The sequence below is a fragment of the Tardiphaga sp. 839_C3_N1_4 genome (assembly GCF_051811045.1).
Lineage (GTDB): Bacteria > Pseudomonadota > Alphaproteobacteria > Rhizobiales > Xanthobacteraceae > Tardiphaga.
The window spans coordinates 2,413,159-2,434,436 of the sequence record NZ_JBPWQD010000001.1 but is presented as its reverse complement, the minus strand read 5'-3'; the positions used below and the strand labels follow the sequence as shown (position 1 = coordinate 2,434,436).

18 protein-coding genes are annotated in these 21,278 nt (G+C 62.1%); 13 read left to right on the top strand and 5 right to left on the bottom strand.

The annotated features are described in order from the left end of the window. Nucleotides 1-163 precede the first annotated feature (163 nt). Nucleotides 164-1,672: a 4-hydroxyphenylacetate 3-hydroxylase family protein gene (locus AB8A38_RS11635; protein ID WP_439086099.1), complete on the top strand. Its 1,509-nt coding sequence runs from the start codon at nucleotides 164-166 to the stop codon at nucleotides 1,670-1,672. A 267-nt stretch (nucleotides 1,673-1,939) separates the two neighbouring features. Here the strand turns inward: AB8A38_RS11635 and AB8A38_RS11630 are convergent, their stop codons facing one another. Continuing rightward, nucleotides 1,940-3,139 (bottom strand): amidohydrolase family protein, encoded by a 1,200-nt coding sequence (locus AB8A38_RS11630; RefSeq protein ID WP_439086098.1) that lies wholly within the window; start codon nucleotides 3,137-3,139, stop codon nucleotides 1,940-1,942. Between the two features lie 49 nt (nucleotides 3,140-3,188). After that, on the bottom strand, nucleotides 3,189-3,770 hold the full coding sequence (locus AB8A38_RS11625; RefSeq protein WP_439086097.1) for an amino acid synthesis family protein: 582 nt from the start codon (nucleotides 3,768-3,770) through the stop codon (nucleotides 3,189-3,191). Between the two features lie 143 nt (nucleotides 3,771-3,913). On the opposite strand from AB8A38_RS11625, the gene AB8A38_RS11620 reads away from it, so the two are divergent. From AB8A38_RS11620 to AB8A38_RS11610, 3 genes are all read left to right on the top strand, one after another. After that, nucleotides 3,914-4,594: a MarR family winged helix-turn-helix transcriptional regulator gene (locus tag AB8A38_RS11620; RefSeq protein ID WP_439086096.1), complete on the top strand. Its 681-nt coding sequence runs from the start codon at nucleotides 3,914-3,916 to the stop codon at nucleotides 4,592-4,594. Between the two features lie 126 nt (nucleotides 4,595-4,720). Continuing rightward, nucleotides 4,721-5,926 carry an HlyD family secretion protein gene (locus AB8A38_RS11615; RefSeq protein ID WP_439086095.1) on the top strand — a complete coding sequence of 402 codons (1,206 nt, stop codon included), beginning with the start codon at nucleotides 4,721-4,723 and terminating at the stop codon, nucleotides 5,924-5,926. After that, nucleotides 5,913-7,499, top strand: coding sequence for an MFS transporter (locus AB8A38_RS11610; RefSeq protein ID WP_315841052.1), 1,587 nt, complete (start codon nucleotides 5,913-5,915; stop codon nucleotides 7,497-7,499). Before AB8A38_RS11615 ends, AB8A38_RS11610 begins: the two co-directional genes overlap by 14 nt. An 875-nt stretch (nucleotides 7,500-8,374) precedes the next feature. On the opposite strand, the gene AB8A38_RS11605 is transcribed toward AB8A38_RS11610, so the two are convergent. Together AB8A38_RS11605 and AB8A38_RS11600 are read right to left on the bottom strand one after the other, a co-directional pair. After that, on the bottom strand, nucleotides 8,375-9,193 hold the full coding sequence (locus tag AB8A38_RS11605) for a DUF2927 domain-containing protein (RefSeq protein ID WP_315841053.1): 819 nt from the start codon (nucleotides 9,191-9,193) through the stop codon (nucleotides 8,375-8,377). Nucleotides 9,194-9,298: 105 nt separating this feature from the next. Continuing rightward, complete coding sequence (locus tag AB8A38_RS11600) at nucleotides 9,299-9,913, bottom strand: L,D-transpeptidase (RefSeq protein WP_081422064.1); 615 nt, start codon at nucleotides 9,911-9,913, stop codon at nucleotides 9,299-9,301. Nucleotides 9,914-10,152: 239 nt separating this feature from the next. Between AB8A38_RS11600 and AB8A38_RS11595 the strand changes: the two genes are divergently transcribed. The 3 genes from AB8A38_RS11595 to AB8A38_RS11585 all read left to right on the top strand — a co-directional run bounded on the left by AB8A38_RS11595 (nucleotide 10,153) and on the right by AB8A38_RS11585 (nucleotide 12,386). Continuing rightward, the gene (locus tag AB8A38_RS11595) at nucleotides 10,153-11,694 is read left to right on the top strand and encodes an acetolactate synthase large subunit (protein ID WP_093761088.1); all 1,542 of its coding nucleotides are present in this window, start codon (nucleotides 10,153-10,155) and stop codon (nucleotides 11,692-11,694) included. 246 nt (nucleotides 11,695-11,940) lie between these two features. Continuing rightward, entirely contained in the window at nucleotides 11,941-12,159 is a 219-nt protein-coding gene (locus AB8A38_RS11590; protein ID WP_315841054.1) for a hypothetical protein, read from the top strand. After that, nucleotides 12,156-12,386 carry a hypothetical protein gene (locus tag AB8A38_RS11585; RefSeq protein WP_315841055.1) on the top strand — a complete coding sequence of 77 codons (231 nt, stop codon included), beginning with the start codon at nucleotides 12,156-12,158 and terminating at the stop codon, nucleotides 12,384-12,386. The genes AB8A38_RS11590 and AB8A38_RS11585 overlap by 4 nt, the downstream gene beginning before the upstream one ends. 15 nt (nucleotides 12,387-12,401) lie before the next feature. On the opposite strand, the gene AB8A38_RS11580 is transcribed toward AB8A38_RS11585, so the two are convergent. Continuing rightward, complete coding sequence (locus AB8A38_RS11580; protein ID WP_439086094.1) at nucleotides 12,402-13,280, bottom strand: AraC family transcriptional regulator; 879 nt, start codon at nucleotides 13,278-13,280, stop codon at nucleotides 12,402-12,404. A gap of 143 nt (nucleotides 13,281-13,423) precedes the next feature. Here AB8A38_RS11580 and AB8A38_RS11575 point away from each other — a divergent pair, with 143 nt between their 5' ends. From AB8A38_RS11575 to AB8A38_RS11550, 6 genes are all read left to right on the top strand, one after another. Then, the gene (locus tag AB8A38_RS11575) at nucleotides 13,424-14,353 is read left to right on the top strand and encodes a 2-hydroxyacid dehydrogenase (RefSeq protein WP_439086093.1); all 930 of its coding nucleotides are present in this window, start codon (nucleotides 13,424-13,426) and stop codon (nucleotides 14,351-14,353) included. 161 nt (nucleotides 14,354-14,514) lie between these two features. After that, nucleotides 14,515-16,101 (top strand): ABC transporter substrate-binding protein, encoded by a 1,587-nt coding sequence (locus tag AB8A38_RS11570; protein WP_439086092.1) that lies wholly within the window; start codon nucleotides 14,515-14,517, stop codon nucleotides 16,099-16,101. A 40-nt stretch (nucleotides 16,102-16,141) separates the two neighbouring features. Continuing rightward, nucleotides 16,142-17,728 carry an ABC transporter substrate-binding protein gene (locus tag AB8A38_RS11565; RefSeq protein WP_439057542.1) on the top strand — a complete coding sequence of 529 codons (1,587 nt, stop codon included), beginning with the start codon at nucleotides 16,142-16,144 and terminating at the stop codon, nucleotides 17,726-17,728. A gap of 100 nt (nucleotides 17,729-17,828) precedes the next feature. Beyond that, nucleotides 17,829-19,415, top strand: coding sequence for an ABC transporter substrate-binding protein (locus AB8A38_RS11560; RefSeq protein ID WP_439086091.1), 1,587 nt, complete (start codon nucleotides 17,829-17,831; stop codon nucleotides 19,413-19,415). Beyond that, complete coding sequence (locus AB8A38_RS11555; RefSeq protein ID WP_439086090.1) at nucleotides 19,412-20,434, top strand: ABC transporter permease; 1,023 nt, start codon at nucleotides 19,412-19,414, stop codon at nucleotides 20,432-20,434. Before AB8A38_RS11560 ends, AB8A38_RS11555 begins: the two co-directional genes overlap by 4 nt. Nucleotides 20,435-20,447: 13 nt before the next feature. Beyond that, nucleotides 20,448-21,278, top strand: coding sequence for an ABC transporter permease (locus tag AB8A38_RS11550; protein ID WP_439086089.1), 831 nt, complete (start codon nucleotides 20,448-20,450; stop codon nucleotides 21,276-21,278).

Sequence of the window (21,278 nt, the reverse complement as noted above, 5' to 3'; positions counted from 1 at the left end):
TTGCCCGAGCTTGGCGGCTTCGTGCGGTAATTGCAATCACGACGAACGATGCAAGGTGCGAACGCCACAGGCCCGCTTGACAACGGATTTGAAATAGCTTCGGATGATAGCTATTAATGAAGATGACCGGCGCGCCGCCGGCAGCAGGTGACGGAGAAAAGTGATGAACAAGGCATTTGGATCCGGGGCGGCAGTTGCCGGCGTCAAGAATGGCGCCGAGCATGTCGCCGCTGTGCGCGACGGTCGTGCGGTCTATCTCGACGGCAAGAAGGTCGACGACGTCTCGACCCATCCGGCCTATCGCCATGCGGTCGCCTCGGCCGGCGCGCTGTACGACTATCAGGCCGATCCCGCCAATATCGAACGCATGACCTTCGATATCGGCGGCGGTCGCCGCGTCAATCGCGCCTGGCAACTGCCGACGAACTACGCGGAACTGGTCGAGCGCCGCAAGGCGCTGGTGGAGTGGGCCGAACTGTCCGGCGGTTTCCTCGGCCGCTCGCCCGATCACGTGGCGTCATCCATGTCCGGCATGATGATGGGCATCGAGGTGTTCGACAATTACGATCCGAAACGCGCGCAGGCGTTCCGCGACTGGTACGACTACGCCCGCAAGAGCGACCTGTTCCTGACCTATGTGATCAACAACGTGCAGGGCGACCGCTCCAAGGCGTTCGGCGATCAGGGCAAGAATGCCCAGGACATGGTCGCGCACATCGTCGACGAGGATACATCGGGCATCACCATCCGCGGCGCCAAACTGTTCGCCACGTCAGCCATCATGGCCAACGAGATCTTCGTCGGTTCCGGCCAGCCGCTGCGGCCGGGCGAGGAGCATCTGGCGTTCTCCTGCGCGCTGCCGATGGGGACCAAGGGCCTCAAGATGCTGTCGCGCAAGAGCTTCGAGGCCCATGCGCCGAACGAGTACGACAATCCGCTGGCCTATCGCTATGACGAGAACGACGCGCTGGTGTTCTTCGACGACGTGAAGGTGCCATGGGAGCGCGTGTTCCTGCTCCGCAACACCGATATGTGCCGCGCCCAGCTCCATGATACGCCAGCCCATGTCTATCAGAACTATCAGGCGCAGATCCGTCTGTCGGTGAAGCTGCGTTTCCTGGTCGGCCTTGCGCGCGGCATCGCCAAGACCATTGGCACGATCAATTTCCCGCCCGTGGTCGATACGCTCGGCAAGCTGGCCTCGCAGGCAGCGCTGATCGAGGGCATGGTGCTCGGCATGGAAGCCGGCGGCGCGATGCGCGGCGACTACTATCTGCCGAACAAGCATCTGCTCTATGCAGCGCAGGTGCAATCGCAGGAGATGTATCCGCAGATCATCTCGACCATCCGCGAACTCGCTGGCGGCGCGCTCTTGATGCTGCCGTCCTCGGTAGATGATTTCAGCAATCCGGAAATCGCTGATATTATCGGGCTGACCCAGATCTCGCCGGCGATGTCGGGCCAGGACCGCGTCAAGCTGCTGAAGCTGACCTGGGACGCCGTCGGCTCCGAATTCGCCTCGCGCCATCTGCAATACGAGATGTTCTATGCCGGCGCCCAGTTCGTCACCCGCGGCCACAGCTATCGCACCTATGACTGGGAGCGGGCGGGCGGCATGGCCGAGAATATGACGGCGAAATATGATCTGCCGGATTTCAAGGGCAGCAACTAAAGCGCAGTCGCTTCCTTAACCTCTCCCCGCACCCAGCGAAGCGACGCTTCGCTGGGTGCGGGGAGAGGTCGCCGCGTCTTCGCGGCGGGTGAGGGGCCATTCTCGGCGTTCAATGCAAGCGCAGTGTGTGCAGTTCGGAGAACGTGCCGATCTGCGAGGGATCAAACGCGGCGGGTCTTGTGCTTCGCCCCTCACCCCACCCCTCTCCCCGTGCAGTACGGGGAGAGGGAGCCTACGGTGCGTGCCGCTGCTTCCCTGCAATCCCGATCAATGCGCCGCAGCTCCTGAGAAATCCCGCGGCAGCTTCGTCTCCGCCACGCGGACATTCCGCATCCCCGCCGGTGTGTTACGACTGCGGCCGACAAAGCGCGGCACGCCGTCGGTGATCACGGCGCTCACCGCCGGCACGTCGCCATTGCGGAGCGCCGAGAGTGCATCGTCCTGCGAGCCGCCGGCGCAGGCGTCGATCAGCACCACGTCGGCATCCTTGCCGGTCTTCAGAAATCCGTTGTTGAGCCGATAGACCGTTGCATTGTTGCCCGTCGCCGCCGCGATCGCCTGTTCGGGCGGCATGCCGCCCAGGCTGGCGAGATGGCTGATGGTGTAGAACATGCCGAGCGGCATGATCCCGCTGCCGGTCGGCGTGTCGGTCGCGATCAGCAGGCGCTCCGGCTGTTTGGCCTCGTCGAGCAGCTTCGCCGTCAGCAGCGCGGTGCGCAGATTGCCGGCGGTGCAGAGCTGCAGCGCGATGTCACTCTCGTTCACGAGCCGCGCAAAGCCGGCTTCCGGCATCGCCACCGGTCCGCCATTGACGTGAAACGACACGCTCGGATTGGACTTCAGCACATGTTCGGCCCAGATACCCGATGAGCCGGGGATCGATGAGCCGCCGGTATGCATGGTGGTGACCATGCCGAGCTTGCGTGCGGCGAGCATCAACGGCGCATAGTCGAATGGCGTCTCGAACGCGCCGAAGCCGGCCTTGGCGAGCCACAGGCCCGCTTTGACCAGTTCTTCCAGATCGGCCTCTGTGAGTCCCGGCTCGAGGATGATCGAGCCGGCATGCACGCGCATGCCGCCGGGGCGATAGTCGAGAAAACAGGCGCGCGCCGCCAGTGCCAGCGCCTTCACGCCCGCGGGATCCTTGGGGCGTCCGGGCACATGCACTTCGGACGCGGTGATCGACGTCGTGGTGCCGCCATGCACGTAGCTTTCGAGATAACCGACGACGCGCTGCCGCGGCGTGTAATCGCCGAAGGCGATGTGCACATGGCTGTCGATCAGGCCGGGAATCGCTGTGGTGCCGGCAGCATCGATCACCACATCGGCCGATGACACCTGGTCCGATGACAACGTGCCGATCGCGCTGATGCGCCCGTCCTGCATCAGGATGCCATCGCCGTCGGCGAACGGCGTCTTGAGATTGCCGGTGACGATGGTGCCGATATTGACGATGGCCGTTTTCATACCCGTCTCCGCAATCTCAAGGCCGTCCAAGGCCGCACGAAGCTGCAGCCTAGCGCAAGCCGTCCTTGCCGCCGATATCCCTCGCATTCAATCCGCCGACCCGCGCATTGAGCCGCCCGCGATTGGCGAGACAGACGATCAGCGCAACTTCATCGGCGGTCGGCGCGTCGGGTGGCAGTGTCACCGAGACGCCGTCGTAATGCGAGCGGACATAGAGCGCGTCCTTATGCGCCAGGGGAACATCGATCAGGCAGCCGGGGGCCGCGAGCTTGGTGAAAGAGGGGATCCAGGCTTCGGCGCCGCCCACGGCCTCGCGCAGCGGCGTGGCGAAAGTTGTGGTCAGCATCGCATTGGCATGTTCGAGTTCGCCGCCGAGGCCAACGACGCCGCCTTTGCCGTAGCTTTCGACCTTGTATGACCCCATCGCCTCGACGGCGAGCTTCGCCAGCACGGCGCCGACCTCGACGCTGGCGGCGGTCGCTTCGGAGAGATCCTCGACATAGCGCCCGGCATAGGGGTTGGCGACGATGGCCACGGCGGTGACGCGGCGCAGCGGCTGCTCGTGCCGGTGGCCGGCCTCGACCTCCTTGTGGTCGGTGAAAGAGAGCAGGCGCCTGATATCGAGTTTCATGATGTTCTCCCGTCAGATTTGGCACCGATCCTGACGCAGTAAATGCATTTGATCAATAGCTTCGTTCAGAAGGTATGCATAATCGCTTGACGAAGCAGGGGGCGCCAGCCAATCCTGTAGCGGATCGTTCACTGGGAAGCGGTATGTCTCGTTCCAAGGTTGCGCCGCTCTCCAAGACGCCGGCACTGCGCAAATCCGAAAAGGCCGCGGTGAAGATGGGCGCCAAAACCGCACTCAAGGCAAAGCTTCCGGCGCCGGCGCTGACCACATCGCGCAAGGCGCTGCTGGTCGATGGCTCCGATCATGCATTCCGGCAACTCGTGCACACATTGCTGGCGTTCCTCGCGCGACACGAGACCGTGCGTGAGGGGCACGCCGCCGCGATCGGCCTGGCTGGGATCGAATACACCGTGCTGATCTCGGTCAAATATCTGGGCGCTGAAGGCGATGTCAGCGTGCGCGAGCTCGCAGCGCATCTGCATCTCAGCGGCGCTTTCGTCACCACGGTGTCCAACAAGCTGCAGCAGATGGGCTTGCTCGACAAGCTGGTGGATCCCGCCGATCGCAGGCGCCTGCGTCTCATGGTGACGCAGGCCGGCGACGCACTGCTCGCAAGCCTCAATCCGACGCAGCGTCAGGTCAACGACGTGCAGTTCGATTGTCTCAATGCGGACGAATTTCATCAATTGCTGGGGAGCGTCGAACGCCTGGTCGAATCCAGCGAGCGCGCCATTGCGCTGCAACGCTATCTGCAGCCGCGTGGTACGGATACTCCGGCACCATCGCGTGGCGACGACAGGCCGCCACGCCGCAAAAAGATATAAACCTGCGGTCTTTGGTACGAATCGAACCCGAATGCTGCGGCACCGGTATGGATTGCCGATATCGGGCGATTGAATCGGGTGCGACGACATGAGACATAATGTCACTCAGGTCGCTGCGAGGAAGACATGTCCCAGCTTGATGCATCCCCAACGCCGCAACCGGCGCCGTCACAACCTGTTGCGCCGCCACCGGTGCAACCGGCTGCGCAACCGCCCGCACAGCCTGCGGCGCCGACACCCGCGCAGCCTGCTGCGCTGACGCCCGCGCAGCTAGCGTGGCGTCGTCTGGCGATTCCGTTGCTGGCCGTTGCTGCTGCGCTTGTCTTCATCGTTCTGGCCACCACACGCTGGGACATCTGGATGGGCAACCGCGCGGTGCAGACCACCAACGATGCCTATATCCGCGCGCAGACGACGCGGCTGTCGAGCCGCGTGGCCGGTGCCGTGAAAGCCGTGCCGGTGAACGACTTCCAGCACGTCAAGGCCGGCGATCTCCTGATCCAGATCGATCCCGCGGATTATGAGGCGCAGGTGGCGCAGGCCGAAGCCGGCGTCGCCGGTGCGCAGGCGGCGCTGGACAATCTCGCCAATCAGGTCGAGCTGCAATATGCCACCATCGCGCAGGCCGAAGCGCAGCGCGTGTCTGCGCAGGCGCTCGAAGTGCAGGCGCAGCAGGAGAAGGAACGTCAGGCTTCGCTGACGCAGACCGAGGCCGGCACGCGGCAGCGCTTCGAACAGGCGACCGCCGCCTACGCCAAGGCGCAGGCCGATGTGAAGGCGAGCGGGGCGGTCATCGCCGCCCAGAAGCATCAGCTCGAAGTGCTCGCGGGCACGCGCAAGCAGCGCGCCGCCGATCTGCTCGGCGCCAAGGCGACGCTGGACGCCGCGAAGCTGCGCCTCGGTTACACGAAGATCGTCGCGCCCTTCGATGGCGTGGTGAGCGAGCGTCAGGTGCAGCCGGGCGATTACGTCAATATCGGCTCCAGCCTGATCAGCATCGTGCCGCTGCCCGACGTCTATGTGATCGCCAATTTCAAGGAAACGCAGCTCACGCGCGTCAAGCCCGGTCAGCCCGTCGATATCGTGGTCGATACGTTCTCGGCGGAGACCTTGCGCGGCCGCGTCGAGCGGGTCTCGCCGGCATCGGGATCACAATTCGCATTGCTGCCGCCGGATAACGCCACCGGCAATTTCACCAAGATCGTGCAGCGCGTGCCGGTCCGCATCACGCTCGACAAGGGGCAGCCGCTGCTCGACCGGTTGCTGCCGGGCATGTCGGTGACCGCCAGCATCAACACCGACGCGCCGGCGGCCGGCAATGGCGGAAAGTAAGGTCATCGAAAGCGGCCCGGTCTCGACCGGGGGCGTTTCGCACCATCCGATCTTTGCGGTCGGCGCGGTGCTGCTTGGCGCGTTCCTCGCCAATTTCGATACACGTATCTTCTCCATCGGCCTCGCCGATCTGCGCGGGGCGCTGGGGCTGAGTTTCGATGAAGGCGCGTGGCTGTCCACGGCGGGCACCGCGTCGCAGATCTTCATCGCGCCGGCGGTGGCCTGGATGGCTACCGTATTCGGGCTGCGCCGCGTGCTTGGCGTTCCCGCTCTGGTCTATGCGGCGATCTCGCTGGTGATCCCGCTGGTGCGCGACTACAATCTGCTGCTGGTGCTGAACATCGTGCACGGCATGCTGCTCGGCACCTTTGTGCCGGCAACGCTGCTGATCATCTTTCGCAATCTGCCGATGCAATGGTGGCTGCCGGCCATTGCGATCTATGCCATCCGCGTCGGCTTCTCGCTCAATTCCGGCACCGCGCTGGTCGGCTTCTATGTCGATCACCTCGGCTGGCAGTGGATGTTCTGGCAGGACGTCATCATCGCGCCGCTGCTCGCGCTGTTCGTCTGGCTCGGCACACCGCGCGAGCCGGTCAACCGGTTCGTTCTATGCGAGGCCGATTGGGGCGGCATGCTCTTGCTCGGCACTGGCATGGCGATGATCTATGCCGGGCTGGATCAGGGCAATCGGCTGGACTGGCTCGGCTCGGGCACCGTGGTGGCGCTGCTGTCAGGCGGGACGGTCCTGACCGTCGGCTTCTTCATTAATGAGTCGCTGGTCAAGCGGCCATGGGCCCATGCCGAAGTGCTGCTGTCGCGCAATATCGGCCTCGCGCTGTTGACGATCATTCTCTACACCTTGACCAGCCTGTCCAATTCGTCGCTGGCGCCGAATTTCTTGACCAACATCGCGCAACTCCGGCCTGAACAGTCCGGCATGTTGTTTCTGCTCTACGCCGTCGTGCCGATGATCGTGCTGGTGCCGCTCTCGATCTGGCTCATTCGCTACTACGATGTAAAATTGACGCTGATCATCGGGCTCGCTGCATTCGCCGGCGCGGCCTTGCTGGGCACGCAACTCACCCATGAATGGGCGCTTGGCGATTTCATCCCGATGGTGTTGCTGCAATCGCTCGGGCAGAGCTTCACGCTGCTCCCCATCATCATTATCGCATTGTCGAATTCCGATCCCTCGCGTGCCACGGCCTTTGCAGCCTATATCCAGGTGATGCGGCTCGGCGGCGCCGAGATCGGCATTGCGCTGATGGGCACCTGGCTGCGCGTGCGCGAGCAGATCCATTCGAATCTGCTTGGCCAGCATGTCGCCAGCGGCGATGCCGATGTCGTTGGCATTCTTGCCAAACTCACCGGGCGTTTCGCCAGCCATGGTGAGGGTCTCGCACAAGCGCGCGGCATTGGCACGCTCGCAAGCCTCGTGCAGCGCGAAGCCAATACGCTGGCCTATATCGACGGCTTCTGGCTCACCTTCTGGTTCGCGATGGCGGCGCTGATCGTCGTGTCGTTGATCGGCAATGCGCCGAAGGGACCGTTCACGCCGAAGCCGCGGGGGTGAGGGGGCTCTCTCTCTCTCTCTCTCTCGTCATTCCGGGGCGCAAAGGACCGCGAAGCGGGCCGGCGCGAACCCGGAATCCCGACATGTTTGGGCGGTTGAAGACTCCCATGCTGAGATTCCGGGTTCGCGATACGCCGCCTTCGGCGCCTCCTCGCGCCCCGGAATGACGGGTATGGGGCGGCAGGACAGTGCTTAAACATTTTTTCCTACCTCCCGTTGACAGCATCTCCATCAGGTTTATATTCCCCTCCGTCCTGCCCCACCGAGAGGGGCGATCGCGATCGTCACGTTCGCGGGGCAGGATGCGGTGGACGCCGGAGATGCGGCGTTACGCGGTTTGGGGGTGACGTCTGTCTTCGGGCAGGACGGATCTGCGCCAGCACTGCCACTGGCAAGGAGACGACCGACCTTGGGATGGAAAGACCCTCTGGACAGTGTGACGGACGACCAAGTCAAAACGCGTCCGGCTTACTCGCTTGAGGCTCCCTGTCCCTCCGCCGTGGGACCATCATTTTGGTGATCGGACCGTTCGCCAAGGCAAAGTGCAAGCAGGCTGAAAAAACACCGCAGGCGGAACGTCGGGCACTTGCTCGGCGCGTCCGAAAGTCCTGATGCATTACCCTTGCGGAAGACCGCATTCGCATCAGGCCCAAGGGTGCAACGGGCACCTGGCGTTCCGCACACCCTCTCACAGGGGGCGGGAATGCAAGCGACGACGGCGCCCCCGCGCCGCAAACAATGGGGGTGATGACGCATGTCTGAAGCACAGTGGCTGTTTGACAGTTGAATCTGCGATGGCGCGCAGGCGTTTGTGGAATTCCTCCCCGCCTAGCGAAGCTTCGCTTCGCGCGGGGGGAGGGATAAGAGAAGCGCCGCTAATCCTGCAGCTCGTTCACCTTGCTTACCCAGATCCGCACATCGGTGAGCACCTGCGGCAGCACGTCCTTGACCTCCTGCACGGTCATGCCGGCCTTGATGCGGGGGTCGTAGAGGATGTTGAGGATGTACTGATCGTAGACGTCGAAGAAGCCCATCTGGACGTTGTCGTTGAACATCGTCCACGGCACCGAATTAGTATCGTTGATCGGGCCCAGTGACTGCAGCAATTCCTCATAGGCGCAATCGAGAAAGACGAAGTCGCCATTGTCGACAGTGAGGATCACGTCGGAGCGCTCGATCTCGAAGGCCTCGTTCTTGCGGAAGCCGGACAGGCATTGCGGGTCCAGCGAGTCGCGGATCTCGTTGGCCCGGTCGGTGCCGTAGAAGGTCGAGATGGTGCGATAGAGATCGCGGTCGCGCACCAGCTTCACCAGCACATTGGCGTCGTCGCGATTGTCCGCCATGGCGATGTTGAGATGCTGCACCCGGCGCGCGATGTCGGTCACGACCTTGGCGATTTGAGCCTTGCGGTCGGCACGGCCCTCGGCGAAGACCCGCACCGGAAGCTCATATTTTCGGATGCGGTCGACGCGGCCGGCGAGGTGATATTCGGCGCCAAAGGCGGTCTTGAAAAAACCGTCGATGATCTCGCTGTCGGTAAAGATCTTCTTCTCGGTGCGCTGGCGCGCCGTAACGGCGGGCGGTTCATTCGCACCGGCATAAGACGGCTGTGGCACGAAGGTCGTCAAAGACGCTAGCGCCAGCAGCGCGGCAATCGTCCGGACGATGAATCGATCTGGTGTCGGGGCGGGCATTATTACTCAAGTTCTCGCAATGCGCGTATTTGCGCAAGCGTTCAGTGCCGCCCCCGCGGACAATTCGAAGGCTTCCCGCAGGAAGCCTTCGTTCTCAGGTCAAGCTCAGTTCTTGACGATGACCGTCGCGCCGACCGAGACGCGGTTATAGAGGTCGGTCACATCGTCATTGGTCATGCGGAAGCAGCCCGAGGACACGGCCTGGCCGATGGTCTCCGGCTCGTTGGAGCCGTGGATGCGATACAGCGTCGAGCCGAGATACATGGCGCGGGCGCCGAGCGGGTTGTCGATGCCGCCGGGCATGTGGCGGGGGAGGTCGGGCCGGCGGGCGAGCATCTGGGCCGGCGGGGTCCAGCTCGGCCATTCCTTCTTGGCGGTGACGCGGTGGACGCCGCCCCAGCGGAAGCCGTCGCGGCCGACGCCGATGCCGTAGCGCAGCGCCTGGCCGCCCGGCTGCACCAGATAGAGCCGGCGCTCGGCGGTGTTCACGACGATGGTCCCCGGGGCGTAATTGCTGTGGAAGCCCACGGTCTGGCGCTGGATCGGGCCGGAGCTGTTGCCGCCGCCATTGCCGAAATTGGAGAAGAAGTTGGAGAGCGACGGGCCGTCGTCGACCTCGAAGTCCTGTGCCGGCGGCTGGTTGCGGACGCGTGCATCGGCAGGAAACGCAATTGTGGTGAACGCGGCTGCGGCAAAAAAGAGAGCAAAAAGGCGCTTCATCATGATCCTCGCCAGAAAAAATTGAGGCCCAAGACAGGCCATAAATCGCCCCGATCCGCAAGCCACGGCCGTGTGAGGGCAGCCCGGATGGAGCGATAATAACTGGCGTTCAGCCCGCCCCGCGGCGTTCACAACGAAGCCTTGCGTTCGGACCCTTTGACGGGCCCTCCGAACAATGGTTCATCAGCCCCCGAGATCAAGAAACCGAGATACGACCCTGAATCAAACGGAGTGAGACGATGAACGGTGCGGAAAGCCTGGTGCGGACATTGGTGGCGGGCAATGTGGATGTCTGCTTTGCCAATCCGGGAACGTCGGAAATGCATTTCGTCGCGGCGCTCGACCGCGTCGAAGGCATGCGCTGCGTGCTCGGCCTGTTCGAAGGCGTCGTTACCGGCGCGGCGGACGGCTACTTCCGCATGAAGGGCACCCCGGCCTCGACGCTGCTGCATCTCGGCCCCGGCCTCGCCAATGGCCTTGCCAACCTGCACAACGCCAAGAAGGCCAATTCGGGCATCGTCAACATCGTCGGCCAGCACGCCGTCTATCACATCGAATACAACGCGCCGCTGACCTCGGACATCGAGGGCCTCGCCCGTCCGATGTCGCAGTGGGTGCACACCTCGCCGGATTCCAAGTCGGTGGCCAAGGACGGCGCCGCAGCAATTGCCGCCGCCAAGGATCGCCAGATTGCCACGCTGATCCTGCCCGCTGACACTGCATGGGGCGCGGCCGACGGCGTGGCCCCGGTGCCGGCCGAGAAGCAGAGCGCCGGCTATTCGGCACAGGCCGTCGAGACCGCCGCCAGGATCATGAAAGACGGTGGCGCCTCGACGCTGCTGCTGATGACCGGCCAGGGGCTGACCGAAAAGGGCCTGGCGCTGGCCGAGCAGATCGCCGGCAAGACCGGCTGCAAGGTGATGGGCCAGACCTACAATCCGCGCATGGCGCGCGGCCGCGGCCGCTTCTCCATCGATCGCATTCCCTATGTGATCGAAGCCGCACTTCCGCTGCTGAAGGACTTCAAGAACATCGTGCTGGTGGAAGCCAACGATCCCGTGGCCTTCTTCGCCTATCCGAACAAGCCGAGCATGCTGAAGCCGGAAGGCTGCGAAGTGCATCGCATAACCGCAGGCGGCGAGAACTCGATCGCTGCGCTCGAAGCGCTGGCCGGCGCGCTCGGCGCCAAGCCATCGGACGTGAAGCCGCAGAAGCTCGCCGAACTGGTGAAGCCGACCGGCGCGCTGAACCACACAACGATTGCGCAGGCGATTGCCTATGCGATTCCGGAAAACGCCATCATGGTCGACGAGTCGCTGACCACCGGCCGCGGCTTCTTCCCGCCGACCGCTGCTGCGGCGCCGCATGACTGGCTGCAGAACATGGGCGGCTCGATCGGCTTCTCGACCCCGGTCGCCACCGGCGCCGCCGTGGCCTGCCCGGACCGCAAGGTGATCTGCATGGTCGGTGACGGCAGCGCGATGTACACGCTGCAGTCGCTGTGGACTCAGGCCCGCGAAGAGCTCGACATCACCACCATCGTGTTCGCCAATCGCAAGTATCAAATCCTGCTTGGCGAATTCGCCGGCGTCGACGCTGGCGAACCCGGCCAACGCGCCCTCGACATGCTCAACCTCGACCGCCCGGCGCTCGACTGGGTGTCGCTCGCCAAGGGCATGGGCGTCCCCGGCGTTTCGGTGTCCAATGTCGACGACTTCAACAAGGCGCTCGCCAACGCGATCGCTGCGAAGGGGCCGAAGCTGATCGAAGTGGTGATGTAAGCAGCGGGTATCACCGCAGCTGACAAATACCTTGCTACCGAATAGGTAGCCGCCAGACCCAAAAAGGCTCCGGAGTACTCCGGAGCCTTTTCATCAGGGACTGACGAGCAACCCCTAAGAGTCAGACTTGGTTTCCGCCGCCGTCACCCGAGGTGAGGCCTGTGTCGGGAACAAAATTTGTGAGCTTGCGTTGCTAAGGTCAGCGACTGTGCAGACAAATTATTGTAGCGACACTCATAAGACGACATGGCGAAAAATCGTTGGGACGACGAACAAATTGAAATTCTGAAAGGGCTTATCGCTCGTAAAATATCGCTGGCGAGAGCTGCGGTGATTATGAAACGACCGCAGAGTTCCGTACAGATCCAGGCGCGCCGACTTGGAGCACCGTTCCCCGGTGTTCGAGCGACTAAAGCGCGGTTGAAGGCCCAGTTCGATGAAGCCGAGAAGAAAGCGTCGCAGTGAAAAGCGCGATTGAGCTGGTCGTTGCCGGCTATGTCGACACAAACCAGTTGAGTGCGTTGCAAGATCTCAAGGTGCACCGCGAAACGCTGGCAGCATCGGTCCGCAACAGAATCGACTTCAATTTCGGCGTGCTGCTCGGGCAACTCGACGACGACATCCGCGAGATCGAAGCCGGCATTCGCCGATTGCGCGCTACGATGGAAGCGCGGCCAGCGGTCGAATCCTGAGGTGGTGCGCGTCGGTTACGTTGCCAAGTCCGCCGTCTGTTCGCTCCAGCGCAGATAGTCGCGCGGTGAAATTCCCATGGAGCGGCGGAACATGGCGCTGAAGGCACTCGGACTATCATAGCCGAGATCGAGCGCGACATTGGTCACCGGCTCACGCATGGTCAGACGCGACAGCGCTTCCATCAATCGCACCTGCTGGCGCCATTCGGCGAAGCTCATGCCGGTCTCGCGGCGAAACAGCCGTGTCAGCGTCCGTCGGCCGAGGCCGCCGATCTGCGACCAGGATTCCAGATCCTGATTGTTGCCGGGCTCGCGCAGGATCGCTTCACAGATTCGCGCGAGGCGGCGGTCCTGCGGCATCGGCGCGCGCAGCGGCACCGCGGGCATGCGGCCGATTTCCGCGAGCATCAAATTCATGATCTGCCCTTCGCGGCCCGCCATGTCGTATTCGGTCGGGAAGGTGACGGCCTCGTTGAGCAATGCGCGCACCAGCGAGGAGACTTCCATCAACTGACACGAGGTCGGCAGGCCGTTGGCTGCTTCGGGTTCGACATAGAGGGTGCGGAGCTGCACGGTGCCCCAGCAGCGGCTTTGATGGACGACGCCGGGCGGGATCCACAGCGCGTGCTGCGGCGATACGGTCCAGCTACCGGTCTCGGTGATCACGGTCATGACCCCGGTCAGGCCGTGCAGGAACTGCGCGCGGCGGTGGCTGTGCCGCACACCAACGCCGCCCGAGGAGAATTCGGCAGCCATCGCAACGACCGGGCGTTGTGCGCCCTGCAGTGCATCGGCGCGGCGGCCGCTGGCCTCGAAGCCGGAAAAACTCACCATGGCCGGCGGCGCGACACGCTGGCGCGGCGTGGCGCATGAAATTGAAGAGATATGGCCCATACGCGACAAATCCTGACCCTGTGAAGACGGAGATGATGCGCCGACATCGTACCTTGGGATAGAGGTTTTGAGCGCATCGTTCCGGACGTTGCCATTCTCAAAGCAGGCTTCATGCCAATGGCAGAAACACACGCAGGAATTCGATGACCCGCATTACCCTCATGACAACCCTCTCCAACACCATGGGCTTTCTGGAGGACCACCTGAAGCGGGTGGTTCCCGGCGCCATCGTGACCACTTGGCCGGAAGAGGGGGCGCTGGACGGGGAGGTTGTGGTCTGCTGGAAGCCACCCGTGGGCGTGATGGCGACGATGCCGAATTTGCGGCTGATCCATTCCATCGCCGCCGGTGTGGACAATGTGCTGTCCGATACGGCGCTGCCTGACCTGCCGCTCTGCCGGATCGTCGATCCGCTGCTGGGCAAGGCGATGGCTGAATATGTGCTGTGGGGCACGCTGTATTTTCACCGCGAATTTGATCGCGTCTCCGCCAATGCCCGCAATGGTCATTGGCATCGCTACGACCAGGTCGCTGCCGCCGACAAGCGCGTCGGTATCCTCGGTCTCGGCACCCTCGGAATCCAGGCTGCCACTCTGCTGAAATCGGTCGGCTACAAGGTCTCCGGTTGGTCGCGCTCCGCGAAGCTGGTCGAGGGTGTGGACGTCTTCGCCGGCGACGCCGCGCTCGACGATTTCCTGGCGCAGACCGACATTCTGGTCTGCTTGCTGCCGCTGACGCCAAGCACGTTGGGAATCTTGAATGCTGACCGCTTCGCCCGCCTGCCGAAAGGGGCGGCACTTATTCTCTGCAGCCGCGGCGAGCATCTGAACGTTCCAGACCTCGTTGCCTCATTGCGATCGGGCCATCTGCGCGGCGCAATTCTTGATGTGTTCGACAAGGAGCCGCTGCAACCGGACAATCCGCTGTGGACGGAACCGGGCATTCTGGTGACGCCGCATATGGCCGGATTGGCCAAACCGCGCGTCATTGCCGAGCAGATTGCCGAGAATATCCGCCGTCTCAAGGCTGGAGAGATTCTACTCAACCGCGTCGATCCGGCACTGGGATACTGAATGCCTGCTCATTCGCGGAACAAGCTCGGTTCTCAGGCAAGGCCGGCCCGATCGCGATGATGATCGGCCCGGCGACGGCGGCGGCTTGAATTTTGCAAGCTCATCCTTGCGCGTCAGTGCAACTCTGACGTTCAACCCTCTGTGTCCATCGGGAGAGCTGAATGAATCGACGTGAGTTTGCGAAATTGCTGGGTCTGAGCGCTACGGCGCTGTCGGGCATCCCGCTCGGCATCACCCGCGCTACGGGGCAGACCAGAGGCGGTACGCTCAATACGATCATCCAGCCTGAACCGCCGATTCTGGTCACGGCGATCAATCAGCAACAGCCGACCCTCACCGTCGGCGGCAAACTCTATGAGAGCCTGCTGCGCTACGATTTCGATCTCAAGCCGATTCCCGGCCTCGCCAAATCCTGGGAGGTTTCGCCGGACGGGCTGACCTACACGTTCAAGCTGTTCCCGAACATCACGTTTCACGACGGCAAGCCGCTGACGTCGGAAGACGTGATCTTCACCATGACCAAGGTGCTGATGGAAACCCATGCGCGCGGTCGCGTGACATTTGCGCGCATCGCGAAGGCGGAAGCGCCCGATCCGCTGACGGTGATCTTCACGCTGAAGTCGCCCTTCGCGCCGTTCCTGACGTCGCTGGATTGCACCACGGCGCCGATCCTGCCGAAGCACATCTATGAGGGGACCGACTATCGCAAGAATCCCGCCAACGCGCAGGCAATCGGCTGCGGTCCGTTCAAGCTCAAGGAATGGGTCAAGGGATCGCACATCCATTTTGTCCGGCACGAAGGTTATCATCGGCCCGGCGAACCCTATCTCGACGAGATCATCTACCGCGCGATCCCCGATGGTGCGTCGCGTACCGTGGCGGTCGAGCAGGGCAAGGTGCAGCTGACGCAGTGGGGCGATATCGAATTCTTCGAGGTGCCGCGGCTATCGAAACTGCCGAATTACGAGGTGTCCACCAAGGGCTACGAGTTCTTTGCGCCGCATCAATGGATCGAACTCAATAATCGCATCAAGCCGATGGACGACAAGCGTTTTCGTCAGGCCGTGATGCATGCGATCGACCGCAAGGCGATGCTGCAGCGAATCTATTTCGGGCTCGGCAAGCTGGCGACCGGCCCGATCTCGTCGAAGACACGGTTCTACGACAAGAACGTCAAGACCTATGACTACTCCGTTGACAAGGCGAAAGCGCTGCTCGACGAGATGGGGCTGAAGCCGGGTCCGGATGGCAAGCGCGTCACGCTGCGCTATCTGATCTCGCCGGTCAGCGAGGCCAATACGCGGGCCGCCGAATTCCTGCGCCAGTCGCTCGGGCGCGTCGGTATCGATCTGCAATTGCAGACCACCGATATCGCCGGCTGGGCGCAAAAGTTCGCCGATTGGGATTACGATATGACCGCCAACCTGGTCTACCAGTTCGGCGATCCCGCGCTCGGTGTGGCGCGCACCTACATCTCGTCGAATATCAAGAAGGGCATCCTGTTCTCGAACACCGCCGGCTATTCTAATCCGGAGGTTGATCGCCTGTTCGAAGAAGCAGCCGTGGCGACGTCCGATGACAAGCGGCAGGAGCTCTATAGCCAGGTCCAGAGAATTCTCGTTGAGGACGTTCCAGTGGTCTGGACGTTCGAGCAGGACTATCCGAACTTCATCGACAAGCGGCTGAAGAACGTGTTGTCGACGGCGATCGGGGTGCACGAGACGTTCGGGGCGGTGAGCTTCGGATGACGTTGAACGTTTCAAATATCTTTGCTACAAAGGAATTAAGATGAACAGACGTGAATTCGCGAAGCTATTGGGTTTGAGTGCGACTGCGCTTTCGGGAATTCCCCTCGGCGTCACCCGCGCCGTCGGTCAGACCAAGGGTGGTACGCTCAACACGATCATCCAGCCCGAGCCGCCGATCCTGGTGACCGCGCTCAACCAGCAGCAGCCGACGCTGACCCTTGGCGGCAAGATCTATGAGAGCCTGCTGCGTTACGGCGCCGATCTCAAGCCGCTGCCCGGTCTCGCTGAGTCCTGGACCGTTTCACCCGATGGCCTCGTCTATACGTTCAAGCTGTTTCCAGGCATCACCTTCCATGACGGCAAGCCGTTGACGTCGGAAGACGTGGTGTTCTCCGTTACCAAGGTCCTCGTCGAAACCCACGCGCGTGCGCGCGGCACCTTCCTGCGCATCGACAAGGCCGAAGCGCCCGATCCACTCACGGTGGTGTTCACGCTGAAGGCGCCGTTCGCGCCGTTCCTCAATTCATTCGATTGCACCACCGCGCCGATCGTGCCGAAGCACATCTATGACGGCACCGATTTCCGCAAAAACCCTGCCAACGCGCAGGCGATCGGTTCGGGCCCGTTCAAGCTCAAGGAATGGGTCAAGGGCTCGCACGTTCATCTCGTCAAGCATGAAGGCTATTACCGCAAGGGCGAGCCGCATCTCGACGAGATCATCTACCGCGTCATTCCGGACGGCGCGTCGCGCGCTGTCGCGCTCGAACAGGGCAAGGTCCAATTGACGCAGTGGACCGACGTCGAGCTGTTCGACGTGGCGCGTCTCTCGAAGCTGCCCAATGTCGAAATGACCACCAAGGGCTACGAGTTCTTCGCGCCGCATTTCTGGCTGGAGTTCAATCTTCGCGTCAAGCCGATGGACGACAAGCGTTTCCGTCAGGCCGTCATGTTTGCGGTCGATCGCAAGGCGCTGCTGCAGCGCGTGTTCTTCAATCTCGGCAAGGTCGCGACCGGACCGGTTTCGTCGAAGACGCGGTTCTACGAAAAGGATGTCAAGCAGTACGATTACTCACTGGACAAGGCGAAAGCTCTGCTCGACGAAATGGGCTTGAAGCCCGGCGCCGACGGCAAGCGCGTCAGCATCAAATTCCTGGTTCCGCCCTATGGCGAAATCTGGCAGCGCTCGGCCGAATTCTTCAAGCAGTCGCTCGGCCGCGTCGGCATCGATCTGCAACTGGAAAATCTCGATCTTGCCGGCTGGGCTGAGCGCACCAGCAACTGGAATTACGAGATGACCTGTAATCTGCTGTACCAGTTCGGCGATCCGGCGCTAGGCGTGTCGCGTAGTTACATCACGGCGAATATCCGCAAGGGTATTCTGTTCTCAAATATCGCGGGCTATTCCAATCCGGAAGTAGACCGGCTATTCGAGGAAGCCGCCGTGGCGACCTCTGACGCAAAACGTCAGGAACTCTACACGGCCGTGCAGAAAATCGTCGTAGAAGAAGTCCCGATCGCATGGATGGTCGAGCAAGACTTCCCCAACTTCATCGACAAGCGGTTGAAGAACGTCATCACCACCGGCATCGGTGTGCACGAGACTTTTGGAGCCGTGACGCTCGGTTGAAGTCGAAGTTACTGAAAGTCACTTGATGGCTTGGCGGTAGCCGGACGTGCAAGCGTCCGGCCACCGCCACTGTCAGGTGTCAATGTTAAAGGAAGAGGCTATGAATAGACGTGAATTCGCGAAGCTGATGGGCGTGAGCGCGGTTGCGCTCTCGGGTATCCCCCTTGGCATCACCCGTGCCGCTGGCCAAACCAAGGGCGGCACGCTGAACACGATCATTCAGCCTGAGCCTCCGATTCTCGTCACGGCGCTGAACCAGCAGCAGCCGACGCTGACACTGGGCGGCAAGATTTATGAGAGCCTGCTGCGCTACAGCCCTGACCTCAAGCCGATGCCGGGCCTCGCACAGTCGTGGGAAGTCTCGCCGGACGGCCTGACCTATACGTTCAAACTGTTCCCCGGCATTACCTTTCATGACGGCAAGCCGCTGACGGCTGACGACGTCATCTTCTCGATGACCAAGCTGCTGCCGGAGACCCATGCGCGTGCGCGCGGGATCTACTCGCGTATCGAAAAAGCAGACGCGCCGGATCCGCTCACCGTGGTATTCAAGCTGAAGTCGACCTTTGCCCCGTTCCTGACGGCGCTCGACTGCACCACCGGTCCAATCGTGCCCAAGCATATCTATGACGGCACCGAATATCGCAAGAACCCGGCGAATGCGCAGGCGATCGGCTCAGGCCCGTTCAAGCTCAAGGAATGGGTGAAGGGCTCGCATGTTCATCTCGTCAAACACGAAGGCTACTACCGCAAGGATCAGCCGTATCTCGACGAAATCATCTACCGCATCATTCCCGACTCGGCATCGCGCGCCGTCGCGCTGGAGCAGGGCAAGATCCAGCTGACGCAGTGGAACGACATCGAAATGTTCGATGTGGCACGGCTGTCGAAGCTGCCGAATTTCGAGATGACCACCAAGGGCTACGAATATTTCGCACCGCATCAGTGGCTCGAGCTCAACAACCGCATCAAGCCGATGGACGACAAGCGTTTCCGTCAGGCCATTGCCTATGCGCTCGATTTGAAATCGATGGCACAGCGCGTTTACTTCGGTCTGCCCAAGGTTGCGACCGGTCCGGTGTCATCGGCGACCAGGTTCTACGAGAAGGACGTCAAGCGTTACGACTACTCGCTCGATAAGGCGAAGGCGCTGCTCGACGAGATGGGTCTGAAGCCGGGTGCCGGCGGCAAGCGGGTGACGATCAAGTATTTGACCCCGCCATACGGCGAAATCTATCAGCGCGCTGCCGAATTCATTCGTCAGTCGCTCGGCCGCGTCGGCATCGATGTGCAGATCGAGAATACCGATGTCGGTGGCTGGGCCGAGAAGTTCAGCAACTGGGACTACGAGATGACCGGCAACCTGGTCTATCAGTTCGGCGATCCCGCGCTCGGCGTATCGCGCACCTATATTTCGTCGAACATCAAGAAGGGCATCCTGTTCTCGAACACCGCAGGCTATTCCAATCCGGAAGTCGACCGTCTGTTCGAGGAAGCCGCAACCTCTACATCCGAGGCCAAGCGTCAGGAACTCTACAGCCAGGTGCAGAAGATCCTGGTCGAGGACGTGCCGGTGGTCTGGATGTTCGAGCAGGCCTATCCCACCTTCATCGACAAGCGCCTCAAGAACGTGACTACAACAGCGATCGGCGTGCATGAATCGTTCGACGACGTGAGCTTCGGATGACGGCGGTATCGGTCGATGCAAAAGGCGGTCGCGTTTTCGCGGTCGCCCTCGCGCTCGCGGGATGGATTGTCAAATTCGTCGCGGTCGTTCTGGTCATTGCGACCTTCAACTTCATTCTGGTGCACGCCGCACCCGGCGATCCCGCGCAGGTGATCGCCGGCCAGAGCGGCGCATCCGACGAAAAGCTTCTGGCGCAGCTGCGCGCTGAATACGGGCTCGACAAGCCCTATCCGATTCAGCTCGCCACCTATCTGAAGCGCGTCGTGACGCTGGACCTCGGCTATTCCTATCGCCAGCAGCGGACCGTGGCGTCGCTCATTCTGGAACGTCTGCCGGCGACACTGCTGCTGACGGCGACGGCTTTCACTCTCGCGCTTCTGTCAGGCATCATTCTCGGCACGCTGGCCGGTGTCCGCGCCGGCAAGTGGTCCGACACGGTGCTGACTGTCGTGTCGTTGCTGCTTTATGCAACGCCGGTGTTTTGGCTTGGCCTGATGCTAGTTTTGCTGTTTTCGGTGCAACTCGATTGGCTGCCGGCGTTTGGTTACGTGACCATCGGTGTGCCGATGACCGCACTGCAGCGCATGGTCGACATCGGTTGGCATTTGATCCTGCCGGCGGTGTCACTCGCGGCCGTCTATCTCGCGATCTACACCCGCCTGATGCGCTCGTCGGTGCTGGACGTAACCCATCAGGATTTCATCAAGACCGCCAAGGCCAAGGGCCTGAAGCAGGGCCGCATCATCATTCGACATATCCTGCGCAATGCGATGCTGCCCATCGTCACCGTTGCCGGCATGCAGGCTGGTGCGCTGGTGGGTGGTGCGGTGGTGATCGAGACCGTGTTCGCCTGGCCGGGTCTCGGCCGTCTCATCTATGACGCGCTGTTGCAGCGCGATTATCCGGTGTTGCTGGGTGTGTTCCTGGTGATGTCGGTGATCGTGATTGCGCTCAATCTTCTCACTGATGCGATCTACCGGGTGATCGATCCGCGCGTCTCCGTGCGTGCGGCATCGTGAACGGGATTATATGATGTCTACGCTCAAATCGTTTCTCCGCCATCCCACCGGGATGATTGGTCTGTTCGTCCTCTTCGCGGTGGTCCTCCTCGCGGTATCGGCGCCGTGGCTGTTTCCTGACGACCCCTGGGACATGGTCGGCGCGCCGTTCCAGCCGCCGTTCAGCGAAGGGCTCTGGCTCGGCTCCGATATGCTCGGCCGTGACGTGGCCGCTGGCATCGCGCATGGCGCGCGGATTTCGCTGATCATCGGCGTCATCTCGACGCTAACCTCGCTGGTCATCGGCGTCACCATCGGCGCAACCGCCGGCTATTTCGGCGGCAAGGTCGATGAGGTGATGATGCGTATCACCGAGCTGTTCCAGACCATCCCGGGCTTCATTCTCGCCATCTTGCTGGTCGCGACCATCGGGCCGAAGATCTCCAACATCATCTTCGCCATCGGCATTGTCAGCTGGCCGCCGCTGGCACGCTTGACGCGTGCGGAGTTCATGCGGCTGCGCGGGCGCGAATTCGTTCAAGCTGCGGTCTGCCAGGGCCAGCGTCCGCTGACCGTAGTGCTGCGCCGTATCCTGCCCAATGCGATCTCTCCGATCATCGTCACCGGATCGCTTGCGGTCGCCAGCGCCATCCTGATCGAGAGCTCATTGAGCTTCATGGGTCTCGGCGATCCCAATCTGATGTCGTGGGGCTTCATGATCGGTGCTGCGCGCACCGTGATCCGTCAGGCCTGGTGGATGAGCGTGTTTCCTGGTCTCGCCATCCTGCTCACCGTGCTCGCCATCAATCTGGTGGGCGAAGGTCTCAATGACACGTTAAACCCCCGTATCTCACGCAAGCGATAG

Excerpts from the sequence above, each read along its gene's own strand:
- AB8A38_RS11635 (WP_439086099.1), top strand. The coding sequence starts at position 164 with ATGAACAAGGCATTTGGATCCGGGGCGGCAGTTGCCGGCGTCAAGAAT.
- AB8A38_RS11630 (WP_439086098.1), bottom strand. The coding sequence starts at position 3,139 with ATGAAAACGGCCATCGTCAATATCGGCACCATCGTCACCGGCAATCTC.
- AB8A38_RS11625 (WP_439086097.1), bottom strand. The coding sequence starts at position 3,770 with ATGAAACTCGATATCAGGCGCCTGCTCTCTTTCACCGACCACAAGGAG.
- AB8A38_RS11620 (WP_439086096.1), top strand. The coding sequence starts at position 3,914 with ATGTCTCGTTCCAAGGTTGCGCCGCTCTCCAAGACGCCGGCACTGCGC.
- AB8A38_RS11615 (WP_439086095.1), top strand. The coding sequence starts at position 4,721 with ATGTCCCAGCTTGATGCATCCCCAACGCCGCAACCGGCGCCGTCACAA.
- AB8A38_RS11610 (WP_315841052.1), top strand. The coding sequence starts at position 5,913 with ATGGCGGAAAGTAAGGTCATCGAAAGCGGCCCGGTCTCGACCGGGGGC.
- AB8A38_RS11605 (WP_315841053.1), bottom strand. The coding sequence starts at position 9,193 with ATGCCCGCCCCGACACCAGATCGATTCATCGTCCGGACGATTGCCGCG.
- AB8A38_RS11600 (WP_081422064.1), bottom strand. The coding sequence starts at position 9,913 with ATGAAGCGCCTTTTTGCTCTCTTTTTTGCCGCAGCCGCGTTCACCACA.
- AB8A38_RS11595 (WP_093761088.1), top strand. The coding sequence starts at position 10,153 with ATGAACGGTGCGGAAAGCCTGGTGCGGACATTGGTGGCGGGCAATGTG.
- AB8A38_RS11590 (WP_315841054.1), top strand. The coding sequence starts at position 11,941 with ATGGCGAAAAATCGTTGGGACGACGAACAAATTGAAATTCTGAAAGGG.
- AB8A38_RS11580 (WP_439086094.1), bottom strand. The coding sequence starts at position 13,280 with ATGGGCCATATCTCTTCAATTTCATGCGCCACGCCGCGCCAGCGTGTC.
- AB8A38_RS11575 (WP_439086093.1), top strand. The coding sequence starts at position 13,424 with ATGACCCGCATTACCCTCATGACAACCCTCTCCAACACCATGGGCTTT.
- AB8A38_RS11570 (WP_439086092.1), top strand. The coding sequence starts at position 14,515 with ATGAATCGACGTGAGTTTGCGAAATTGCTGGGTCTGAGCGCTACGGCG.
- AB8A38_RS11565 (WP_439057542.1), top strand. The coding sequence starts at position 16,142 with ATGAACAGACGTGAATTCGCGAAGCTATTGGGTTTGAGTGCGACTGCG.
- AB8A38_RS11560 (WP_439086091.1), top strand. The coding sequence starts at position 17,829 with ATGAATAGACGTGAATTCGCGAAGCTGATGGGCGTGAGCGCGGTTGCG.
- AB8A38_RS11555 (WP_439086090.1), top strand. The coding sequence starts at position 19,412 with ATGACGGCGGTATCGGTCGATGCAAAAGGCGGTCGCGTTTTCGCGGTC.
- AB8A38_RS11550 (WP_439086089.1), top strand. The coding sequence starts at position 20,448 with ATGTCTACGCTCAAATCGTTTCTCCGCCATCCCACCGGGATGATTGGT.